Raw genomic sequence first — 22,635 nt, 5'->3', positions numbered from 1 at the left:
GTGTGCTTGTTGTCATTGATCAGTCGAAACAGCGCTTACCAGTGCCAGAGCGTGCCGTCTTCCAGACGATTGACCGGCAGGCTGGCGCGCTTGTAGGGGTATTTCGCCGCCAGGCTCTCGTCGATATCGACGCCGTGCCCTGGCGTTTCGCCGGGCGTGAAATGGCCATCTTCAAAGCGATAGGCGTGAGGAAATACTTCATCGATACGTTCGTCGTGGGGCATGTGCTCCTGGATGCCGAAATTGGGCACCCAGGTGTCGAAATGCAACGCCGCCCCCATGCACACCGGCGACAGGTCGGTTGCGCCATGAAAGCCGGTGCGTACCTGATAGAGCGCGGCAAAGTCGGCAATGCGGCGCACGTGGGTAATACCTCCGGCGTGCACCAGGGTGGCGCGGATGTAGTCGATCAACTGTTCCTGGATCAACTCCCGGCAGTCATGAATGGAGTTGAACACCTCACCCACCGCCAGCGGCGTGGTGGTGTGTTGGCGGATCAGGCGGAAGGCTTGCTGATTCTCGGCCGGGGTGCAGTCTTCGAGCCAGAACAGGTTGAAGGGCTCGACCGCCTTGCCCAGGCGCCCCGCTTCAATGGGCGTGAGGCGATGGTGCACGTCGTGCAGGATGTGCAAGTCATCGCCGAAACGCTCGCGCACGGCGGCGAAGAGCTTGGGCACATGGTTCAGGTATTTGGCGGTGTCCCACACATGCTCGGCAGGCAGGTCACTGTCGGCCGGTTCATAACGCTCACCGCTGCGTTTGGCCACGCCATAGGTGGTGGCGATGCCGGGAATCCCGCACTGTACCCGCACCGCCTTGTAACCCAACTCGACATGCCGGGCGACTTCGTCCAGGCAACCTTCGATGTCCTTGCCCGTGGCATGCCCATAGACCATCACGCGCTCGCGGCTTTTGCCTCCGAGCAACTGGTACAACGGCATCTGCGCGGCCTTGGCCTTGATGTCCCACAAAGCGATGTCCACGGCGGCAATCGCGGTCATGGTCACCGGGCCACGGCGCCAGTAGGCGCCGCGATAGAGGTACTGCCAGATGTCCTCGATGCGCTGGGCATCGCGACCGATCAGGGCCGGCAGCACGTGTTCTTCAAGATAGGCCACCACTGCCAGTTCACGCCCATTCAAGGTCGCGTCGCCAATGCCGTAGATGCCGGAATCAGTGACGATTTTCAGGGTGATCAGGTTGCGACCCGGGCAGGTAACAATGACGCGGGCTTCAATGATTTTCATGAAGTCAGGCCTCTAAGGCAGGAGAGGGGGCGGGATGACGCGATCTGCCAAGTTTTTCCTGAAATTACTCTCATCAGCAGGCGCCTTTTTTATTTTTAAAACGGCGTTTCATTCGTAGCCTGTGACCGAGTTTTAATCAGATTTCCTACACCGTCAAGAAAAATGAAACAGCGTTTTGATTCGCCAGCGTATATCCTTGGACTTTCCGTTCCCGTTGGAGCCTTCATGGACAACAGCACCATCCAGAACAATGAACTGGTCTCCGCCGTCGGCCGGACCATGGCCGTCCTTGAAGCGCTGGCCGAGCATCCAGAGGAAAGCGGCGTGTCGGAAATCGCGCAGAAACTGGACATGTCCAAAAGCACGGTTTACCGCTTTTTGCAGTCACTCAAGGCCCGCGGCTATGTGGTGCAAGATGCCGAGGATCGCTATCGGCTCAGCGTCCGGCTGTTTGAACTGGGCGCGCAGGCCCTGCCCCACCTGGACATCGTCCGCGAGGCGGAACCGGGCATGCGGCGTATCAACGAACTGACCGGCGAGACCGTGCACTTGGGCATTCTTGACGAAGGCAGCATCGTCTACGTGCACAAGATCGACTCCAAATACAATCTGCGCATGTACTCGCGCATAGGCCGGCGTGCGCCGTTGTACTGCACAGGTATCGGCAAAGTATTGATGGCGTGGCTGGAGCAGCCCGAGTTGATCGCTCATTTGCAGGAAGAAAGTTTCGAGCGCCGCACCGCCAACACACTGACCAGCGTCGAGGCGTATCTGCAAGAACTGGAAGTGGTTCGCGCCCAGGGCTACGCCGAAGACCATGAAGAGTTCGAAGACAACATGCGCTGCCTGGCCGCACCGATCCGCGACCGTTTCGGCCATGTCATCGGTGGCCTGAGCGTGTCATTCCCCTGCTTTCGCTTTCGCGAAGAACTTAAACAGGACTACGTCAACCGGCTGATGGAAACCACGCGGCAGATTTCCAGGCAATTAGGCTGGCATGTGAAGTAGCCGATGCTTTTCGTAAAATAGCCCGGGCCACCAAAGCACCTTGTTGCGGCCCGCGCCTCAGGCCCGTGCCGTCTACTGGACGCAGGTTTTTCTGCATGGCCGACGTGGATTGTTGCAGTGCTGTAATCTCATCTTTCCCTGAAAGAGTGACTAGCCCACTGAGATCGCCCGCTGGCGATCCTGTTATTTAAAATAATCAACTTAAAGAGACGGCAAACACTACGCTTGGTCAACAGCACCGCCAGAATAACGGTAGCAAATAACCGATGCGAGAATAATCAATGCTATAAATATAAAGCCGCTTTGTTACTAACTTTCTGACGCCTCGCCTAAACTTACACTTTGATCTTTTTTATGGTTTTTAATTTGCCTGCCCGATTAATCGGCGAACATCAAGACCTACTCGAACACTAGAACCCTATCCATCTCCTTCTACTTAATACCACCACTATCTCTCTATGGAAGTAATACTATTATCATCAACCGGACGGACGGTATAGCTACAGGCTAAAGCTATTCTAAATACAGCAGATAACCCCTATGTTGTTTATATCCGCAAGACTGTTCAAGGAACGAACTCATGGCCCAGCGTCAATCCAGCCACATCCCCCTTCCTGGTCATCCGCGCTTTCTTTGGTTCGCTTTCATCCCGGTGGTGCCCGCCGTTATATGGACCCTGTTGCAGTCAACCTCTGTGGCCAGCCTGGCGGCCTGCGCGGTACTGGTGCTGATCGGCCTCGGTGCGTGCGCCTGGAGCGCCGGTTCGCAGCGTGACGCGGTGCTGCGAGCCACCGCGTGGGCGCTGGCGGATCAGTCAGGCGCGCAGGCGGCGCATAGCGGCATGGACTCGCGGGCACAGCTCGATGAAGTGTTGCTGGGCGCCATGCCGATCTGGGCCAAGCAGGTGGAAAGCTCGCGCCAGCAGACCGAAGACGCGATTGTGAGCCTGGCCAACCGATTTACCGGGATAGCTGCGCGATTGCAGGACACGGTGCAAGCCTCGCAGCAGGCTGCCGGCGAACTGGACGGCAAGGCCGCCGACGGCGCGCTGGAGGTGCTGGCGCGCAGCGACAGCGAGCTGAGCCAGGTGATCAACTCACTCAAGGCCACTCAAACCAGCCGTGACCAGACGCTCGCCCAAGTACGCAGCCTGACCGCCTATACCGGCGAACTGCGCACCATGGCCGCCGATGTGGCCGCGATCGCCGCACAAACCAACCTGCTGGCGCTCAATGCGGCCATCGAGGCGGCGCGGGCCGGTGAAGCCGGTCGCGGCTTCGCGGTGGTGGCCGATGCGGTGCGCAGCCTGTCGAGCAAATCCAGCGAAACCGGCCAGCAGATGTCGGCCAAGGTCGACATCATCAATAACGCCATCACCCAGTTGGTGCAGGCCGCCTCCAGTAGTGCCGACCAGGACAGCAACTCGGTGGCCGCCTCTGAAAACAGCATTCAATTGGTGCTCGAACGCTTCCAGAACATCACCGGGCGCCTGGCCGACTCCGCCGACCTGCTCAAGCAGGAAAGCCACGGCATTCGTGATGAGATGACCGAAGTACTGGTCAACCTGCAATTCCAGGACCGGGTCAGCCAGATCCTCAGCCACGTGCGAGACAACATGCACGCCTTGCATGAGCACCTTATGCAGACCCGCCAGTCCCCGGACCAGGCCGTGGCCGTCGACGCCCGGCAGTGGCTGGCGCGCATGGAAGCCACCTACGCCACCGATGAGCAACGGCGCACGCACCATGGCGCGGCGTCCGTGCAACAGAATTCTCAAGACATCACGTTTTTTTAAGGAGCCCCTCATGGCGAAGAATGTACTAGTGGTCGACGACTCCAGCAGCGTGCGCCAAGTGGTCGGCATTGCCTTGAAAAGCGCCGGTTACGACGTGATCGAGGCCAGCGACGGCAGGGATGCCCTGAGCAAGCTCAATGGGCAGAAAGTGCACCTGATCATCAGCGACGTGAACATGCCCAACATGGACGGCATCACCTTCGTCAAGGAGGTCAAGAAGCTGGCCAACTATAAGTTCACCCCGATCATCATGTTGACCACCGAGTCCCAGGAATCGAAAAAGGCCGAAGGCCAGGCTGCTGGCGCCAAGGCGTGGGTGGTCAAGCCGTTCCAGCCGGCGCAGATGCTGGCAGCCGTATCCAAACTGATCCTGCCCTGACACCCGGGAGGGCCCCCATGCCGATAACGTGCGAAACACTCGACGACACCGCCCGCGTGGGCATTGACGGCGAACTCACGATTTACACCGTGGCCGAACTGGCGAGCGTGTTGCTGCCGCAAATGGGCGCAGCGCCTCGCCTGGAGCTGGACCTGTCACAGGTCACCGAGATGGATGGCGCCGGCTTGCAGTTGCTCGCGGTCATCCAGCGTGAAGCCGGCATTGCCGGCACCGCCTTGAGCGTGACCGGCCAGAGCCAGGCGGTCACCCAGGCGCTTGAACTGTGTCGCAACGCCGCGTTGTAGCCAGCGCTGCCCACTCTCATTGATCGACAAGGAAGGTCCAGGTGAGCATCAATCTCGATCAGGCACAGCAGACATTCATCGTCGAGGCGCGCGAACTGTTGCAGGCCATGGAGCAATCCCTGCTGCAACTGGAAAGCGAGCCCGGCGATCAGGATGCCATCGGCGCGATATTCCGCGCCGCGCACACCATCAAGGGGTCGGCGGGCCTGTTCGGCCTGGCGTCGATCGTGGGGTTCACGCATATCGTCGAAGACGTGCTCGACCGCCTGCGCGACGGCAGTGTAGCGGTGGACGCCGCATTGATCGCGCTGCTGCTCAAGTGCGGCGATCACATGCTCGAACTGATCGATGTGGTCGCCAGCCGCGGTGAGGCGCCCACGCCTGCCGCGCTGGAGCGCGGTGAGGTATTGCGCGAGGCGCTGAGTGCCTATCAGCCGCTGCAGACCGCGACTGCCCGCGTCGAAACCGCGGCGGTGGACGACGCCACGGCGGACGAAGTGCTTTGGCATATTTCCCTGCGCTTCGGCGTGGATGTCTTTCGCAACGGCATGGACCCGCTGTCCTTTCTGCGCTACCTCGACACCCTGGGCACGCTGTTGCAGGTTACCACCCTGACCGACGGCATTCCGGCCGTGGACAGCTGGGACCCGGAAAGCTGCTACCTGGGGTTCGAGATCGACCTGCGCTCGACGGCCAGCCACGCCACCCTCAACGAAGTGTTCGACTTTGTGCGTGACGACTGTGAAGTCAGCATCAGCGCCGTCGACGAACCCGGCGACACCCCTGGCTGCCCCGCGACCGAGGTGGCCCCCCGCGCTGAATTTGCCCCGCCCGCGCAGCAACGCGTGGCGGCGGCCGGCGAAAAAAACCGGGATGGCAATTACGTGCGGGTCAACGCCGACAAGCTCGACGAACTGATCAACCTGGTCGGCGAGCTGGTTATCGCCAGCGCCGGCGCGAGCCTGCTGGCCCGCTCCTGTAATAACGACCCGCTGCAAGAGGCCACCTCGACGGTATCGGGGCTGGTGGAAGAAATACTCGATGGCGCCCTGCACCTGCGCATGATCCCCATCGGCGACACGTTCAACCGCTTTCGCCGCGTGGTGCGCGATGTCAGCCAGGAATTGGGCAAGGACATCGACCTGATCATCAGCGGCGCAGAAACCGAACTGGACAAGACGGTGGTCGAGAAGATCGGCGACCCGCTGATGCACCTGCTGCGCAACGCCATGGACCATGGTATCGAAAGCGCCGAGGCGCGGCGCGCGGCCGGCAAGTTGACCAGAGGCCACCTGAGCCTCAATGCCTATCATGACTCGGGCAGCATCGTCATCGAAATCGCCGACGACGGCGCCGGGCTCAACCGCGAACGTATCCTGGCAAAGGCCCAGGAACGCGGGCTGGTGGCCAGCGGCGCGGTGCTCACCGACCAGGAGATCTACAACCTGATCTTCGAAGCCGGTTTCTCGACCGCCGAGGCGGTGACCAATCTGTCCGGGCGTGGTGTCGGCATGGACGTGGTCAAGCGCAATATCACGTTGTTGCGCGGCACCGTCGACCTGGACAGCCGTCCCGGCCAGGGCACCGTGGTGCGCATTCGCTTGCCGCTGACCCTGGCGATCATCAATGGCTTCCTGGTCGGCATCGACCAATCCACCTACGTGATTCCGCTGGACATGGTTCAGGAATGCATCGAACTGGATGATCACCAGCGCCATTCCAGCCGCGACCAGGGGTATCTGGACTTGCGTGGCGAAGTGCTGCCGCTGGTGGACCTGCGCCATCACTTCAGCCACGAAGGCCCGGCCGCCCGCCGCCAGAATGTGGTGGTGGTGCGTTACGCCGAGCACAAGGCCGGGCTGGTGGTGGATGACCTGCTCGGTGAGTTCCAGACCGTGATCAAACCCTTGGGCAAGCTGTTCGGCGCACTGCGCGGCATCAGCGGTTCGACCATATTGGGCAGCGGCGCAGTGGCCCTGATCCTGGATATACCGGCACTGCTCAACCAAATCGTACAACTGGAAGCTCGCACGGCCCAGGCGCCTCAGTCGCCCCCGGTCGTCGCTCGCTGACGTATTTGCAATTCCATGGAGGTTCCCCCGATGAAATGGTTCTACGATTTGAAAATTTCCACCAAGTTGATCAGCTCATTCCTGGTGGTCCTGGCGCTTACCGCGGCCATGGGCGGCTTCGCCATTCACCAGCTCGGTGCAGTCAATCAGGCGGCCCAGGACATCAAGGGCAACTGGATGCCCTCGATGCGCGCAGCGGCCGGCATGCGCTTTTTTGCGGCCAACTATCGCTTGAAGGAAAACCGCCACATCGGCACCGAGATCGCCGAGGAAAAGGCGCAGGCCGAACGGGAAGCCGACGACGCGCGCCAGCAGTTCGAAACCCGCATGGGCACCTACGAAAAATTGCTGTCCAATGATGAGGACCGCCAGCTCCTGGCCAGCGTGAACAGTGCCTGGACCGCCTACCTGGCAGCCAGCAAGCAGGTGCTGGAATTTTCCCGGCAGAACCAGGAAGCCCAGGCTCGCGGTTTGCTCAGGGGGGAATCCAAGACGCATTTCGATGAGGTGACCGGCCGCCTGCAGAAGATGGTCGAACTCAATGACGCCGGCGCCACCGTCGCCGGTGACAAGGGCGCGTCGCTGTATGAAAACGCACGCTTGTCGATCATCGCGGCGCTGGTCGTCGCCCTGTTGATCGGTATTGGCCTGGCCCTGTTCATCGCGCGGATCATTTCCCGCCCGTTGCGACAAGCCGCCACCGCCGCCGGGCAATTGGCCGAAGGCAACCTCAACGCGCACATCGAACCGGGTGCCAAGGATGAAACCGGCATGGTGCTCAACGCCATGCGCAACATGGTCGGCAAGCTGGCGCATATCATCGGTGAGGTGCGCAATGCCGCCGATAACCTGGCCAGTGCTTCCGAGCAAGTCAGCGCCACCGCGCAATCGATGAGCCAAGCCACCAGTGAACAAGCCGCCAGCGTCGAGGAAACCAGTGCGTCGGTCGAACAGATGAGCGCCAGCATCAACCAGAACACCGAAAACGCCAAGGTCACCGATGGCATGGCCAGCAAGGCCGCCAAGGAAGCCACCGAAGGCGGCGAATCGGTACAGCAGACGGTGGTGGCGATGAAGAAAATCGCCCAGCGCATCAGCATCATCGATGACATCGCCTACCAGACCAATCTGCTGGCCCTCAACGCCGCCATCGAGGCCGCCCGGGCCGGCGAGCACGGCAAGGGGTTTGCGGTGGTGGCCGCCGAGGTGCGCAAGCTGGCCGAGCGCAGCCAGGTAGCCGCCCAGGAAATCGGCGAACTGTCCTCCAGCAGCGTGGACATGGCCGAGAAAGCCGGCAAGTTGCTCGACGAAATGGTGCCCTCCATCAATAAAACTTCCGACCTGGTGCAGGAAATCAGTGCCGCGTCCGAGGAACAGGCCGCCGGTGTCGCGCAGATAAACACCGCAATGACCCAGCTCAACCAGGTGACTCAGCAAAATGCCTCGAGCAGCGAGGAACTGGCCGCCACCGCCGAAGAAATGAGCAGCCAGGCCGAGCAACTGCAACAGGCCATGAGCTTTTTCGTGCTGGACTCCAGCCCCAAGGCCCCGGTTCACGGCCGCGGCGTGGACAGCGCCGGCAAGCCTGACCGCCAGCCGCCACGCGCGGAGCAGCAGGCACCGCGCAAAGCCTTCGCCTATAACGCGGCCAGCGCCCCGGACGAATCGGAATTCACCCGTTTCTGATCGCAAGAATCGATGCGGGCTTACAGGGAGAATGACATGGGCGCAGTGATGACTACCCGCCATACCGCCGTCGCGGCAGGCGAGGATGCGCAATACCTGACCTTTATGCTCGGTGGCGAGATGTTCGCCATCGGCATTCTGGGCATCAAGGAAATTATCGAATACGGCAGCCTGACCGTGGTGCCGATGATGCCCGCCTTCGTGCGCGGCGTGATCAACCTGCGCGGCGCCGTGGTGCCGGTGGTCGATCTGTCGGCGCGCTTTGGCCGGCCGAACTCGTCGATCACACGGCGTTCGTGCGTGATCATCATCGAGGCCATCACCGAAGACGGCCAGCCGCAGGATATCGGGCTGTTGGTCGACACCGTTTCCGCCGTGCAGGAAATCCCGGCGACACAGATCGAACCGCCGCCCAACTTCGGCGCACGCATCCGCGCGGATTTCATCAGCGGCATGGCCAAGGTCGATGGCAAGTTCGTGATTGTGCTTGAGGTGGACAAAGTGCTGTCCATCGACGAGATGTCCAGCCTGGCCGAGACTGGCCAGGCGCTGGCTCTCGACCTCGACGCGCGTTGAGGCTCGATCATGCCAGACACCAGCCCACTCGATGATCGTGAATTCGGCCAGTTCCAGTCCTGGTTGTACCGCGCGGCCGGCATCAACCTGTCGCCCGCCAAGAAAGCCCTGGTGGCCGGGCGGCTGTTCAAACGCCTCAAACACTACGAACTGCAGAGCTACGGCGAGTACTTCAAGCTGATCATGAGCGACCAGCGCAAGGGCGAGCTGCAAGTTGCGCTGGACCTGCTGACCACCAACGAGACCTACTTTTTCCGCGAGCCCAAGCACTTCGACTTCCTGCGCCAGCAGGTGCTGCCCAAGGCGCCGCCGGGCAAACTGTTTCGCGTGTGGAGCGCGGCCAGCTCTTCGGGCGAAGAACCCTACAGCCTGGCGATGACGCTGGCGGAGAACCTGGGCACCACGCCCTGGGAAGTCATCGGCTCGGACATCAGCACCCAGGTGTTGGCCAAGGCACGCAACGGGCATTACTCCATGGAGCGCGCCGGCACCCTGGCCCAGCCGCTGCTGGTCAAATATTGCCTCAAGGGAACAGGGCGCCAGCACGGGACTTTCCTGATCGAAAAGGCCCTGCGCAACCGGGTCAACTTTATCCAGGTCAACCTGAACGAACCGCTGCCCGGCCTGGGCGAGTTCGATGTGATCTTCTTGCGCAACGTGATGATCTATTTCGACCAGCAGACCAAAAGCCAGGTGGTCGCCAGGCTGCTGCCGCTGCTCAAATCCGGCGGTTACTTCATCATCAGCCACTCCGAAAGCCTCAACGGCGTCAACGATACGTTGAAGCTGGTGGCGCCGTCGATTTATCGCAAGCCATGAAAAAGCCTGCCGATGTGGTCGAAGTGGTGCTGGCGCCGGGCCAGGTCAGTTTTGCGACGCGGCCGACACGCTTGCGTACCTTGCTCGGGTCCTGTGTGGCGATCACCTTCTGGCATCCGCAACGGCTGATCGGCGGCATGTGCCATTTCATGTTGCCGGCGCGCTCGCGCAAAGGTCAGCCCCTGGATGGCAAATATGCCGACGAGGCGCTCGAATTGCTGCTGCGCCACGCTCATGCCAACGGCACGCAGGCCCGGGATTATCAGGTCAAGCTGTTCGGCGGCGGCGAGATGTTCCCCGAACAGCCGCGCCCCCTGCCGGCACAGGACGTGGCCAGCCTGAATATTCGCGCAGCGCTGGCCCTGGCCGAGCGCCATCACCTGCACCTGACCGCTCAGGACATGGGCAGTACCGGCTATCGCACTATTGTGTTCGACCTGTGGAACGGCAACGTCTGGGTCCGGCACCAACCAATGGGAACATTCAAAAAAAATGCCTACCAAAAAAATCAGCGTGCTGTTGGTCGATGATTCGGCCGTAGTCCGGCAAGTGCTGCTGGCGATCTTCAACGACACGCCGGACATCCATGTGATGGGCGCCGCGTCCGACCCGATTTTCGCCATGGATAAACTGGCTCGGGAATGGCCAGACGTGATCGTGCTGGATGTCGAAATGCCGCGTATGGACGGCATCACCTTCCTGCGCAAAATCATGAGCGAGCGGCCGACACCGGTGGTGATCTGTTCCTCGCTGACCCAGAAAGGCGCCGAAACCTCCCTGCAGGCATTGTCGGCCGGAGCAGTGGAAATCATCACCAAACCCACCACCGGGCTGAAGAACTTCCTGATCGAATCGGCGGCCGAGCTGGTCGCAGCCATCCGCGCGGCGGCGAACTCCAACGTCAAGAACCTGGGCAAACGAACCGTCCAACCAACACCCGCCCTCGCGCCACCCGGCAAGCTCAGCGCAGATGCAATCCTGCCCGCCGCCAACGGCCACGCCATGGCCCAGACCACTGAGCGCATCGTCGCCATCGGCACCTCCACCGGCGGCACCCAGGCCCTGGAGGCTGTGTTGACTGCTCTACCGAGGGTGTGCCCTGGCATGGTGATCGTGCAGCACATGCCGGAAAAATTCACCGCCTCCTTTGCCGAGCGCCTCAACAGCGTGTGCCAGATCGAAGTGCGCGAAGCGCGCAACAACGACCGCATCCTGCCCGGCCTCGCCCTGATCGCTCCCGGCGGCAAACACCTGATGGTGACCCGCAGCGGCGCCTATTATCACGCCCAGGTCATCGACGGCCCACTGGTCAACCGCCATCGCCCGTCGGTGGACGTGCTGTTCCGCTCGGTAGCCAAATTCGCCGGCAAGAACGCCACCGGCATCATTATGACCGGCATGGGGGATGACGGCGCACGCGGGCTAAAGGAAATGCTCGAAGCCGGCGCCGCCACGGTAGCCCAGGACGAAGCCAGTTGCGTGGTGTTCGGCATGCCCAAGGAAGCCATCAAGCTCAACGCCGCCCAGCGCATCATGGCGTTGGAGAATATTCATCAGGCGATTTTGTATAAGTGAGCCTGAGCACCAAAGGTATAGGTGTCTTTACAACTTTGGCTCTACGCTGAACGCCCGGCAGATAGGGCTATTGTGGCGAGCGGGCTTGTCGAATTGTCGCACCGCCGTTGGGCTGCGTGCAGCCCTGGTAAAGCCCTGGATGGTGCTGAATTTCCGGAACGAAAAAAGGACCCGAAGGTCCTGATTTCAATCGCTTACAGAATTCAGTGGAACTCTGAAGCGCAATATTTGGAGCGGGAAACGAGACTCGAACTCGCGACCCCGACCTTGGCAAGGTCGTGCTCTACCAACTGAGCTATTCCCGCTTGGTGATGCGCATTCTATAGAATCCCCAGCACCCGTCAACCCCTTGATTCAAAAAAGTTTATTTCTTTTCAACGGTGGTGCGCAGGTGGGGCCAGGCGGCGCGCAGGTATTGCAGCATGGACCACAGCGTCAGGCCTGCAGCGATGAGCAACAAGGCGTAGCCGGTGAGGACCCAGAACGAGAAGTCCGACGGATTGGCCAGCAGGATGACCAGCGCGAGCATTTGCGCGGCGGTTTTCCATTTGCCCATGTTCGATACGGCGACGTGGGCGCGGGCGCCGATTTCGGCCATCCATTCGCGCAGGGCCGAGACAACGATCTCGCGACCGATGATCACGGCAGCCGGTAGGGTCAGCCACAGGTTGCCGTGTTCCTGCACCAAGAGCACCAGGGCCACGGCGACCATGAGTTTGTCGGCCACCGGGTCAAGGAACGCGCCAAACGGGGTGCTTTGCTCCAGGCGGCGCGCCAGGTAGCCGTCGAGCCAGTCGGTGGCGGCGGCAAAGGCGAATACCGAACTGGAGGCGACATAGCTCCATTCATACGGCAAATAGAACAGCAGGATAAAAATCGGGATAAGCAGGACGCGTAGAACGGTGATCAGATTAGGGATATTCATCGGCACAACTGGCTACGAGGTGAGAAGGCATTCTATTCGCTGTGCAGATTGGCATAAATCAATTCAGCGAGCTTTTTACTGATACCGGGTGCTTTGGCTATTTCGTCAATGCTGGCACGGGAGAGCTCCTGCAAGCCACCAAAATGTTTAAGCAAGTCGCGACGCCGCGTCGGGCCGACCCCCGCCACCCCTTCCAGGGTTGAGGTTCGGCGGGTTTTGCCGCGTCGTGCACGGTGGCCGGTAATGGCGAAGCGGTGGGCTTCGTCACGAATCTGTTGGATCAGGTGCAGCGCCGGGGAGTCGCCCTTCAAAGTGAACTCATGCGCGGCATCATTCAAGTACAACGTCTCGAAACCGGCCTTGCGCGTGGCGCCCTTGGCCACGCCGAGCAGGATCAGGTCGGGCACGGCCAGTTCATTGAGGACGTCGCGGGCCATGGATAACTGGCCCTTGCCGCCGTCCACCAAGAGGATATCGGGCAATTTGCCCTCGCCGTCCTTCAATCTGCTGAAGCGCCGCGTGAGGGCTTGGTGCATGGCGGCGTAGTCATCGCCGGCGGTAACGCCTTCGATGTTGTAACGCCGGTAGTCGGCCTTGATCGGGCCTTCAGGGCCGAACACTACGCAGGAGGCCACGGTGGCTTCGCCGCTGGAGTGGCTGATGTCGTAGCACTCCAGGCGCTGGGGTGGCTCGTCCAGGTTGAGCACCTCGGCCAGGGCTTCGAAGCGCGCGGCAACGTGCTGTCGATTGGCCAGGCGCGCGCCCAGGGCCTGTTCGGCGTTGGTCACGGCCAGCTGCTGCCAGCGGGCACGGGTGCCGCGAACGCGGTGGCTGATGTCCAGCTCGCGACCGCGCAGTTCATGGATCGCCTCGATCAGGGTCGGGAAATCCTCATGGACCACGTTGACGATCAGCTCCGATGGCAAGTCGCGCTCAGGACTGCTCACATAATATTGGCCGAGAAACGCGGCCATCACCTCGGAGACGTCTTCATCGATCCCGGTTTGCGGGAAGAAGTTCTTGCTGCCCAGCACCCGCCCGCCACGCACGCTGATCAGGTGCACACAGGCGCCACCCGGGTTGACGAATGCCGCAATCACGTCGACGTCGCCGGTGCCGCCTTCCATGCTCTGCTGGTCCTGGACGCGGCGCAGCAGCGATATCTGGTCGCGCAGCTCGGCAGCCTTCTCGAAATCCAGGGTACTGGCCGCCTGCTCCATGGCCCCGGACAGTTCATCGGTCAGCGCGTTGCTGCGCCCCTCGAGAAACATCACCGAGTGACGCACATCCTCGGCGTACTCCGCCGGCTCCACCAGGCCCACACAGGGCGCCTTGCAGCGCTTGATCTGGTACTGCAGGCACGGGCGCGTACGGTTCTTGTAGAAGCTGTCTTCACACTGGCGCACAAAAAACGTCTTCTGCAGCAGGCTCAAGCTCTCGCGAATGGCGCCGGCGCTGGGGTAAGGCCCGAAATACTTGCCCTTCTGCTTCTTCGCACCCCTGTGGATGCTCAGGCGTGGGAAGGCGCCATCCGACAAAAACACGTAGGGGTAGGATTTATCGTCACGCAGCAGGATGTTATACGGCGGCCGCCATTCCTTGATCAGCGTCTGCTCAAGCAGCAGCGCTTCAGTTTCATTGGCGGTAATGGTGGTTTCGACCTGGGCGATACGCGCAACCAGGGCGGCGGTTTTCGGCGCGAGACCGGTCTTGCGAAAATAGCTCGCCAGACGGTTTTTCAGGTTCTTGGCCTTGCCCACGTAGAGCAGGCGCGCCTCGCTGTCGAACATACGGTACACGCCGGGGCGGCCGCTGCAGGTCGAGAGAAAGGCACTTGGATCAAACGGTGTGGTCATGTCAGGCGCTAGCGTCCACCATGCCGTGGCGCACCGCGAGCAGGGTCAATTCAACATCACTGCTGATGGCGAGTTTCTCGAAGATGCGATAGCGGTAGGTGTTGACGGTCTTGGGCGAGAGGCACAGCTTATCGGAGATCGACTGCACCTTCTGGCAACCGACGATCATCAAGGCGATCTGGATTTCCCGCTCCGACAGCGCGTCAAACGGCGAGTCGCTGGTGGGCTGGAAGGATTTGATGGCCAGCTGCTGGGCAATCTGCGGGCTGATGTAGCGCTGGCCGGCAAATACCAGGCGAATGGCTTGCACCATTTCCGCCAGGCCGGCGCCTTTGGTGAGGTAACCCGCGGCTCCCGCCTGCAACAGACGCGTAGGAAACGGGTCTTCCTCGCACACCGTTACCACCACAACCTTGATATCCGGATGGCTGCGCAATAATTTGGTAGTGGCGCCCAGACCGCCGATCCCCGGCATCTTGACGTCCATCAACACCACATCGGGTTTCAATTCCCGGGCCTTGATCAGAGATTCCTCCCCCGACTCGGCCTGGCCGACTACTTGCAGGCCGTCGATGTCAGCCAGCATTCGTGTAATGCCTGTACGAACGAGATCATGGTCATCGACTACTAGCACCCTAATCAAGCAGACACCTCGCGATATGGTCTTATAGGTTGCTGAACACCTTAGCAAAAAACCAGGGCGCAGACCTAGCTGCAAGCGTCATATATGTGGAGTTTGAGCGCTTGGCACGCCTCTATCGAGCGGCGAACGGCCGGATTTGCTGGGCAAAAGGTCAGGAATCCTGCGGCGCAGGCTTGGTTTTTCCATGGCGAGAAAGGGAATGCTCGGCCAGGGTCGACGTCAGGCGGCGGATTGCCTCTTGGTCTTCCTTGAACAATGCCCGGTAATCAACCAGCACTTTTTCTTCAAGCTGGCTCAGATTTTCCAGTGGAGTCGGCGTCGCGGTCCCGGTCAACACGTACAGCACATCCACGCCTCTGCTGGCCACGCGAGACAAGTAGTCGGCCTTGGGCGCGCGCCCACCGCTTTCATATTTGCCCTGGGCGTTGGCTTCGACGCCTCCGATTTCACCAAACACTTTTTGCGACAGGCCAAGTCGCTCTCTTTCTTGCCTTAAACGCGAACCGATTCCACTCATCTGGATGCATGATCCTATTTGGCATACCGCAAGAGGTGACAGGCTCATCACTTCGTTAAACAAATTAAACGGTTTTTTGAACTATGCCCGCAATTCGTACCCCTGCACAAGGCCAGGCTGAAACATCAAGGAACGGCACCGTCAACAGGATGTCGAGCGACAAACGCGTTCCATCCGCCAGAATCCGGCCTCTTCACCGACAACGCTGAACCCCGTGCGCTGATAAAGCCTTTTGGCCAGGTTGGTCTTGAACACGGTTAAACGCAACAGGCCCGGCACTTGGGCCCTGAGCGCCATCTGCTCCAGCACCCAAGTGCCCGCGCCGAGCCCGCGATAGGCTTCGAGCATATGCAGTTCGCGGATATAGAGCGCGTGGCTATCACGGCTCAGGCTGATAAACCCGGCAACGCAGTCATCCGCGTAAATCAGCCAGTTTTCCCGAGCAGCCCAGGCCCTATCAAAGCCATCGTCGGACCATAGCAACTGGTTTTGCACGTAGTAACGGTCCATCGCCCGGTGAGTCAGGGATCGTGCAAAAGGCAGGTCGTGGTCCGTCGCAGCGCGCAGGTAGAAAGGCATTTACACAGCCACCACGTGCCCAACCCAGCGCTCGCCATCGCGACGGGCAATCGCCAGCGCTTCGCCGACGCCAGGCACCGCCGCCAGCAAACGACCATCATCCGCCCATATCGCACTGCGGCCGGCACAAGCCCAGCCGCCCGACGGGCCACCATGGTTAGCCATCAACACCAGAAGGCGATGCTCGGCCGCATACCCCTGGAGCAGCGCGCTGTCCGTGGCGTAGCCGCTCTCGCTGATCAATACGCCTGCGGCATAGACCGTGGCGCCCGCCAGCGCCGCCTGGCGCGGATGACTGGCGTGGGAAAAGTCAGCGCACACAGCCAGCGCAATACGATCCTTCCCCCACTCAAGCGCCGCACCGCCCTGCCCGGCCGCAAACGCAAGTTCTTCGCCCGGATGCAGATGCTGCTTGGTGTAGACCGCCACCGAGCCGTCAGCTCCCAGCACCAAGGCGCCGATCAGCACATCCGCCCCGGGCGCCAGGCGGATCGGCATACCCACCACCGCCGTCAACTGCAGCTCCCGGGCCATCTCGCGTAATGGCGCCAGCAGTGGGTCTTCAGGCGCAATGGCCAGCTTGGCTGCCAGCGCGGGCTCATAGCCGGTCAGCGACAGCTCTGGAAACACTAGCAATTGCACGCCCTGTGCAGCTGCAGCCTGCATGAACTCGAGATGTCGCGCGATGTTGGCTGCTACATCGCCTGCGACGGAAAGGGTTTGCGCCGCAGCAAGGGTCAAGGCAGTCATGGTTGCGTCCTGGCAATCTTAAGTGCGTCCAGCATATCGACACTCCCCCCATAGCCGTAAGTCCCCCCATGCGATAGAAATTACTGATTGAATCCACCTGCGCCGCTCTAGTAAGCTCCCCGCATCATTTGGAGACATGCCATGTTGCAACTCACCCACACTCAGGTTTGCCCCGCTGCCAGCGCATCGCGCTCGGTGTCGGCTACCCGTGTGAACGGTTCGAGCGCACTGGTCAGCTTTTATTTTGGGTATTGGTTTAGCCGCTGGCGCGCCTGATACCTGAAATCGGCGCCCACTACTCAAGGGGTCGCCTGCCAGAGAAATCTAACCCCCGGTCGGCTCCCCGACCGGGGGTTTTGTTTTTTCAGGCCCTGATAATTTTTTGATCACCACTTAAGGAATCACGCCATGAACACCATCACCTATTACCGCCACGACACTTGCGCTGCATGGCGATTTAGCCAGCTCCGTTCGGGACAGCCTGCCGCCTCCGACCGGTCACTTCTTGGTGGCAAGCCAACACACGTAGCCGATACGGCCAATTGTCGAACACCCCAGTAGGCCAAGCGCGCGGGAATTGCCCGCCGCTTGCCCAGGAAATCCAGAATATGAACGTCTCTGTCGCCGCTTTGCCCGTCTCCACCCTGGACAGCGCCAATGAAGCCCTGACCCAGCGCCTGCCCAGCGCCCTTGAGCTCAAGCATCAACTGCCCCTCAGCCCGTTCCTCAATGAACAGGTACACGCCCACCGCCAAGCCGTGCGCGCCATCCTCAATGGTCATGATCCACGCTTGCTGGTGATTGTCGGCCCGTGCTCGATACACGACCCGCAATCGGCCCTGGAATACGCGCGTAACCTGAAGAAGCTCGCGCTTGAAGTCAGCGACCAGATGCTGCTGGTCATTCGCGCCTACGTCGAAAAACCGCGCACGACTATTGGCTGGAAAGGCCTGGCTTACGATCCACACCTCGATGGCAGCGACGACATGGCCGCAGGCCTGGCGCTGTCTCGGGAACTGATGCGCGAAATGCTGCGGCTGGGCTTGCCGGTCGCCACCGAGTTGCTGCAACCCATGGCCGCCGGCTACTTCGATGACCTGCTCAGTTGGGTCGCGATTGGCGCGCGCACCACCGAATCGCAGATCCACCGCGAAATGGCCAGCGGCCTGGGCATGCCCGTTGGCTTTAAAAACGGCACCGACGGCAGCGTCGCGATTGCCTGTGACGCGATGCGCTCGGCCTCGCACCCGCACCGCCACTTCGGCGTCGACAGCCAGGGCCATCCGGCGATCATCCGGACGTCGGGCAACCCCGACACCCACCTGGTGCTGCGCGGCGGTCACCGCGGGCCAAACTACGATGCGCAGAGCGTGTCCCGAGTCAAACACGACCTGGCCAAATCCAGCGTGGCGGCACGCATTATGGTCGATTGCAGCCACGCCAACAGCGGCAAGGACCCGTTGCGCCAGCCGGCGGTGTTCAGCGAGGTGCTGGAGCAACGCTTGCAAGGCGATACGTCGCTGATCGGCATGATGCTCGAAAGCCACCTGTTCGAAGGTTGCCAGCCTCTGAGCCCGTCAATGAAATACGGCGTGTCGGTAACCGATGGCTGCCTGGGTTGGTCGGGCACCGAGCAGTTGCTGCGCAGTGCCGCCGAGCGCCTTCGTGAACACAGCCATACCCAGTGATTGGCCGTCATCGGGCACAAGCCACTTGGGCAGTTACGTGGGCCTAGACGCCGACCACCGGTTGGCGGGACAGCGCCCTTAGCCACGGCAAAACCCGCAAGCCGGTCATGGCCTCGGGAGGGTCGATGATGTCCATGAAATGTTCGAGATTGACGTTATCCGGTACGCCCGGCAGGCGTACCGCTACCGTCGGCATTGCGCCGGCGGGATCACCCAGGTCAAGGTTGTCGTAGATCAATACATGGCGTGCCTGAGGGTGGGGCCCACGCGCATGGGCCGCCAGCCCAGCATTGATGATCAGCACATCAAAGGGTTCGGCCGGAATGGCGGTGAGAATCTGGACTTCTTCGAAGGTTTGCACCGGCACGATCCGGTGATACCCCAACTGGTTAAGCATCTTTTCGATGTAGAGCCGCTGCAAGTGCAGATCATCGGCAATCAGAATGGTCAGTGCTTTGTTCGGCATGGCAAGCCCCTGGGCAGGCAGCGCTCGTCAGTGAGCGTGGCCCATTTTCCAGACAAATCCCGACGACAAAATCAGGCATGTTCCCCCATCACGTAGGACTTCTCCCAAAAGCTCCGAATGGTCGTCATCGGGATCAAGACTGATTGCAATGGAGACTCAACCCCTCATGCAAAGCGATCATCGCCTGCGCCACCTCACCGATCGCCACCCCCAGCGCGTTGCGGTCCTGGCTTTCACAGGCTGCCTCCAGTGCTTCACAGCGAGCGATCAACACCTGTGCCTTGACCATGCGGGCACCGCCCTTGGCGCGATGGGCGAGGTCGTGCAGCCTGGCGAAGTCGGCCTTGCGCTGCAGCGTCGGCAATAGCACCCGGTCCGCCTCGAGGCTGTCGAGCAAGGGGGTCAACAATTCGGTAAGCGCGTGATGGTCTTCGCCTGTCAACGCGATCAAGGTGCTCAAATCAAACGCTGCCGCCTCTGGGCTCATGGCGTAAGTGGAGCGCGACGCCAGCGCCACGCGCAAATCGTCAAGCCCGGTGGGTTTGAACAGGCACCCATCCATACCGGCTTGCCGACAGCGCTCGGCCTCTTCGGGCTGGGCATTGGCGGTAAACCCCAGCAGCAGGCACGGCACCAGGCCTCGTTCACGCTCCAATACGCGGATGTCCCGTGCCAACTGGTAGCCATTCTTGAACGGCATGTTGCAATCGGTGATGACGCCATCGAACTGCCCGGCACGCCACTGCTCGAGCCCCTGAATCCCGTCCTCGGCCGTGGTGATACGGTGGCCCAGGAAACTCAACTGCCGAGCCAGCAGCAAGCGGTTGGCCGGGTAGTCGTCCACCACCAGAATGCTCAGGGCATCGGGCGGCTCTGCCGGAGGGTTTGCCGACGCTCCCTCCTGCGCCAATACAGCGGTCATGACCAAGGCCAACGTTACATCTACCCGCGAGCCCTGCCCCAGCACACTGCTCAAGTGCAGTCGCCCCCCATCATTTCGCACAGGTTGCGGCTGATCACCAACCCCAGGCCGGAGCCGCTACGTGCCGACTGTTCACCATTGCTGCCCTGGATAAAGGGGCTGAACAGGCGCAGCTGGTCATGGGCGCTGATGCCAATTCCGGTGTCCTGCACCCAGAATTTCAGCTCCAGATGCTCCCCTTCGAACGCCGCATGAGCACCGAGCCTGACCTCGCCCTCGTGGGTAAACTTTATGGCATTGCTCAGCAAATTCGACACCACCTGCTTGAAACGCAGTGGGTCAATCAGGACCACGCGGTCGATCAACGGATCAAGTTCAACCTGCAGCGCCAGCCCTTTGGCCCGCGCCAGACCTTCGAACACCCGCACCACCGAGGTCAGTAACTCGTGCAGATTGGCCGGTTCCAGGGCCAACGACAGATGACCGGACTCGATCCGTGCGATGTCGAGAATATCGCCGATCAATTCCAGCATGCCACGCGAAGCCTCCGACGCCACTTCCAGGGCATCCCGGTCGGCCACGCCCCGCTCGGCATTATTCAGGGCCAGCTCGATCATGCCGATCACCGCGTTCATCGGCGTACGGATCTCGTGACTCATGGTCGCCAGGAAGGTGGTCTTGGCCCGGTTGGCAGCGTCAGCCTCGTCCTTGGCTTCTTGCAGCTGACCCAACAACTGTTGGCGCTCGCTGACGTCCACCCAACCGGCAATCATGCCCACCACTTTCTCGTCACCGTCGCGGTAGGGCAGCATCCACTGGTAGATGGTCAGGGCATCGCCGTTGGGCAATTTGAGTATTCGATCATGAATCTGCGGCTCGCCTTCTGCCATCAGGCGCAGGTAATCCTGATGAAACGACTGAGCCTGGGGCAGGTTGTCGGCGTCGGTTTCGACCACGGTTTTACCAATCACGTCTTCGAGCTTATAACCGAATACGTCCAGGTAAGCGTTATTGCAGGCCATCAATCGCCCCTGCCGGTCACGCACGTAAATCGGGTGCGGCGTGCCGTCGATCAAGACGCTCATGAAGCGCATCTGGTCGCTCAAGGCGCGTTCGGCCTGGACGCGCTTGCGAATCAGGCGGCGCAGGTAGATGGCCCAGCTCAACGTGACGATCAGCAGCAACGCGGCCAGCCCGAACCCCTGAATGATCATGTTGCGGTGCCGTAGCCAATAGCTGTCTTCGATGATCACCTCGCTGCGCCATTGGGTGATCATTTCATCCATTTCCTGCGGGGTGATGCTCAGCAGTGCTTTGTCGAGGATCGAATAAAGCTCCAACTGACTGCGGTTGACCCCGAACGCGATGCGCGCAGGCTCGGAGCCGACCGTACTGGTGATGCGCAACCGGTCGCGGTAATACCGGGCGATCATATAGCGCGCACTGATCAGCGAATTGACCGCCCCCTCCGCTTCGCCTCTGGCTACCATCGCCATCGCCTGCTCCGCGCTGTCCACATCGATAAACACGACGCCGGGAAAATCCCGCATGATCGTATCGCGCAGTCCGTTGCCGCTGATCATCGCCAGGCGTTTACCCACCATATCTTCCAATGTGACCGGGCTGTGTTCATCACCTCGGGTTATCAGCACCAAGGCGTTGGTCAGGTAGGGCCGGGTGAACCGCACCTTTTCGGCGCGTTCGACACTGGGGGTCACGACCGCCAGCATATCCGCCGCGCCCGCACTGACCTGGTCGATCTGTTGGGGTATCGAGCTACCCCGTATCACGTCGAACTTCAAACCGGTGCGCAGGCTGATACGCGACAGCACCTCGGCACTCAGCCCCTCGAACTGGCCCCGATCATCGATGACCGACAGCGGCAGGAGCTTGTCCAGCACCGCGACCTTGACCCGTGGATGCTTGAGGAGCCAGCGTTGTTCACTGGCACTCAAGTGCAACCGACCGGCACCGACAATACCGAGGTTGCCGCCGCTCCAGCGGCGCAATATTTCCATTTGCTCCCCGGCAGGAATCGCCTCCAGCGCCGCATTGATGATCGGCGGCAGCCGCGTATTCTGCCGGGTGAATGCAAAGGCGAACGGGTTGACTTCAAGGGTGGAAAAATCCGCCATGCGCACAATGTTGAGCTGGTTGCGGTGGATCAGGTAATTGGTGCTGATGGCATCGCCCAGATACACATCGGCGCGGCCAAACGCTACTGCACCAATCGCCTCGAAGGCCGAAGAAAACAATTCCACCTGGGCATGGGGGTAAAACGCCCGCACCACTTCAGGCTGCAGATAGTGATAGAGCATCGCCACGCGCTTGCCCGCCAAGTCCTCGGTCAGCGCCTGGCTATCGCTGGTGCGGGTCACCAGGGTGGGTTGGTCATTGGCGTAGGAGCGGGACAGGACCAGTTGCGGGTCGGCCGCTTCATAACCATTGGCCGAGCCGAGGAAATCCACATCGCCTCGCTTGAGGGCTTCGATCACTTCATCGCGCGTTTCGTAACACCGAACTTCAATGGAGATATTCAGGGCCTGGCTGACCAGCGCTGCAAAATCGGCGGTAATGCCTTCGAGCTCCTCACGGTTGTTGGTCAGGTCAAACGGGGCGTAATCGGGAGCGGACACCCCCATCAGCAAGGTGCGCCGTTCGCGCAACCAGCGCCAGTCAGCCTCTTGCAGGGTGACGACGGGAGGGTCAATACGAGAGTGGCCCAACAGCCGCAAAACCGTGGGCTCGTCAAAGGCCATCGCGACCATGGGCAACAGGCTCAACCAGAGGATCGTGGCGAACCGCTTGAACGCGATGGCGATCATTT

19 protein-coding genes, 1 tRNA gene and 1 pseudogene are annotated in these 22,635 nt (G+C 60.9%); 11 read left to right on the top strand and 10 right to left on the bottom strand.

Annotated elements, in window-relative coordinates:
• Positions 1-35: 35 nt before the first annotated feature.
• Positions 36-1,247, bottom strand: coding sequence for a D-mannonate dehydratase ManD (gene manD / locus C4J87_RS09675; protein WP_124366583.1), 1,212 nt, complete (start codon positions 1,245-1,247; stop codon positions 36-38).
• Between the two features lie 225 nt (positions 1,248-1,472).
• Between manD and kdgR the strand changes: the two genes are divergently transcribed.
• The 10 genes from kdgR (at position 1,473) to C4J87_RS09625 (ending at position 11,462) form a co-directional block, all read left to right on the top strand.
• The gene (gene kdgR / locus C4J87_RS09670) at positions 1,473-2,255 is read left to right on the top strand and encodes a DNA-binding transcriptional regulator KdgR (protein WP_124366582.1); all 783 of its coding nucleotides are present in this window, start codon (positions 1,473-1,475) and stop codon (positions 2,253-2,255) included.
• A gap of 580 nt (positions 2,256-2,835) precedes the next feature.
• Positions 2,836-4,050, top strand: coding sequence for a methyl-accepting chemotaxis protein (locus C4J87_RS09665; RefSeq protein WP_124366581.1), 1,215 nt, complete (start codon positions 2,836-2,838; stop codon positions 4,048-4,050).
• 10 nt (positions 4,051-4,060) lie between these two features.
• Positions 4,061-4,429 (top strand): response regulator, encoded by a 369-nt coding sequence (locus tag C4J87_RS09660; RefSeq protein WP_124366580.1) that lies wholly within the window; start codon positions 4,061-4,063, stop codon positions 4,427-4,429.
• A 17-nt stretch (positions 4,430-4,446) separates the two neighbouring features.
• Positions 4,447-4,734, top strand: coding sequence for a lipid asymmetry maintenance protein MlaB (locus tag C4J87_RS09655; protein WP_124366579.1), 288 nt, complete (start codon positions 4,447-4,449; stop codon positions 4,732-4,734).
• A 41-nt stretch (positions 4,735-4,775) separates the two neighbouring features.
• Complete coding sequence (locus tag C4J87_RS09650) at positions 4,776-6,806, top strand: chemotaxis protein CheA (protein ID WP_124366578.1); 2,031 nt, start codon at positions 4,776-4,778, stop codon at positions 6,804-6,806.
• 30 nt (positions 6,807-6,836) lie between these two features.
• A complete protein-coding gene (locus tag C4J87_RS09645; RefSeq protein ID WP_124366577.1) occupies positions 6,837-8,492 on the top strand; it encodes a methyl-accepting chemotaxis protein in 1,656 nt (551 codons plus the stop codon).
• A gap of 36 nt (positions 8,493-8,528) precedes the next feature.
• Positions 8,529-9,068: a chemotaxis protein CheW gene (locus tag C4J87_RS09640; protein WP_124366576.1), complete on the top strand. Its 540-nt coding sequence runs from the start codon at positions 8,529-8,531 to the stop codon at positions 9,066-9,068.
• A 9-nt stretch (positions 9,069-9,077) separates the two neighbouring features.
• The gene (locus tag C4J87_RS09635; protein ID WP_124362299.1) at positions 9,078-9,887 is read left to right on the top strand and encodes a protein-glutamate O-methyltransferase CheR; all 810 of its coding nucleotides are present in this window, start codon (positions 9,078-9,080) and stop codon (positions 9,885-9,887) included.
• The gene (gene cheD, locus C4J87_RS09630; RefSeq protein ID WP_124366575.1) at positions 9,884-10,417 is read left to right on the top strand and encodes a chemoreceptor glutamine deamidase CheD; all 534 of its coding nucleotides are present in this window, start codon (positions 9,884-9,886) and stop codon (positions 10,415-10,417) included. Before C4J87_RS09635 ends, cheD begins: the two co-directional genes overlap by 4 nt.
• Complete coding sequence (locus C4J87_RS09625) at positions 10,380-11,462, top strand: chemotaxis response regulator protein-glutamate methylesterase (protein WP_124362297.1); 1,083 nt, start codon at positions 10,380-10,382, stop codon at positions 11,460-11,462. The genes cheD and C4J87_RS09625 overlap by 38 nt, the downstream gene beginning before the upstream one ends.
• 229 nt (positions 11,463-11,691) lie before the next feature.
• Here C4J87_RS09625 and C4J87_RS09620 read toward each other — a convergent pair.
• The 7 genes from C4J87_RS09620 to C4J87_RS09590 all read right to left on the bottom strand — a co-directional run bounded on the left by C4J87_RS09620 (position 11,692) and on the right by C4J87_RS09590 (position 16,732).
• A tRNA-Gly gene (locus C4J87_RS09620) sits at positions 11,692-11,767 on the bottom strand.
• 59 nt (positions 11,768-11,826) lie between these two features.
• Positions 11,827-12,387, bottom strand: coding sequence for a CDP-diacylglycerol--glycerol-3-phosphate 3-phosphatidyltransferase (pgsA, locus tag C4J87_RS09615; RefSeq protein WP_034119069.1), 561 nt, complete (start codon positions 12,385-12,387; stop codon positions 11,827-11,829).
• A 32-nt stretch (positions 12,388-12,419) separates the two neighbouring features.
• Positions 12,420-14,243, bottom strand: coding sequence for an excinuclease ABC subunit UvrC (gene uvrC, locus C4J87_RS09610; protein WP_124366574.1), 1,824 nt, complete (start codon positions 14,241-14,243; stop codon positions 12,420-12,422).
• Position 14,244: 1 nt separating this feature from the next.
• Positions 14,245-14,886: a UvrY/SirA/GacA family response regulator transcription factor gene (gene uvrY, locus C4J87_RS09605; protein WP_017530522.1), complete on the bottom strand. Its 642-nt coding sequence runs from the start codon at positions 14,884-14,886 to the stop codon at positions 14,245-14,247.
• A 151-nt stretch (positions 14,887-15,037) separates the two neighbouring features.
• Complete coding sequence (locus C4J87_RS09600; protein ID WP_124366573.1) at positions 15,038-15,403, bottom strand: helix-turn-helix domain-containing protein; 366 nt, start codon at positions 15,401-15,403, stop codon at positions 15,038-15,040.
• Positions 15,404-15,544: 141 nt separating this feature from the next.
• Positions 15,545-15,982 (bottom strand): GNAT family N-acetyltransferase, encoded by a 438-nt coding sequence (locus C4J87_RS09595; RefSeq protein ID WP_124366572.1) that lies wholly within the window; start codon positions 15,980-15,982, stop codon positions 15,545-15,547.
• Complete coding sequence (locus C4J87_RS09590) at positions 15,983-16,732, bottom strand: carbon-nitrogen hydrolase family protein (RefSeq protein WP_124366571.1); 750 nt, start codon at positions 16,730-16,732, stop codon at positions 15,983-15,985.
• Positions 16,733-17,340: 608 nt separating this feature from the next.
• Here C4J87_RS09590 and C4J87_RS09585 point away from each other — a divergent pair.
• A complete protein-coding gene (locus tag C4J87_RS09585; RefSeq protein WP_124366570.1) occupies positions 17,341-18,420 on the top strand; it encodes a 3-deoxy-7-phosphoheptulonate synthase in 1,080 nt (359 codons plus the stop codon).
• 43 nt (positions 18,421-18,463) lie between these two features.
• Here C4J87_RS09585 and C4J87_RS09580 read toward each other — a convergent pair whose 3' ends face one another.
• Together C4J87_RS09580 and C4J87_RS09575 are read right to left on the bottom strand one after the other, a co-directional pair.
• On the bottom strand, positions 18,464-18,886 hold the full coding sequence (locus C4J87_RS09580) for a chemotaxis protein CheY (RefSeq protein WP_124366569.1): 423 nt from the start codon (positions 18,884-18,886) through the stop codon (positions 18,464-18,466).
• A 133-nt stretch (positions 18,887-19,019) separates the two neighbouring features.
• Positions 19,020-22,633 (bottom strand): annotated as a pseudogene (locus C4J87_RS09575) (transporter substrate-binding domain-containing protein).
• Positions 22,634-22,635: the final 2 nt, after the last annotated feature.

It is taken from the genome of Pseudomonas sp. R1-43-08 (assembly GCF_003852255.1).
Lineage (GTDB): Bacteria > Pseudomonadota > Gammaproteobacteria > Pseudomonadales > Pseudomonadaceae > Aquipseudomonas.
This window is presented reverse-complemented; position numbering and strand designations above follow the sequence as displayed.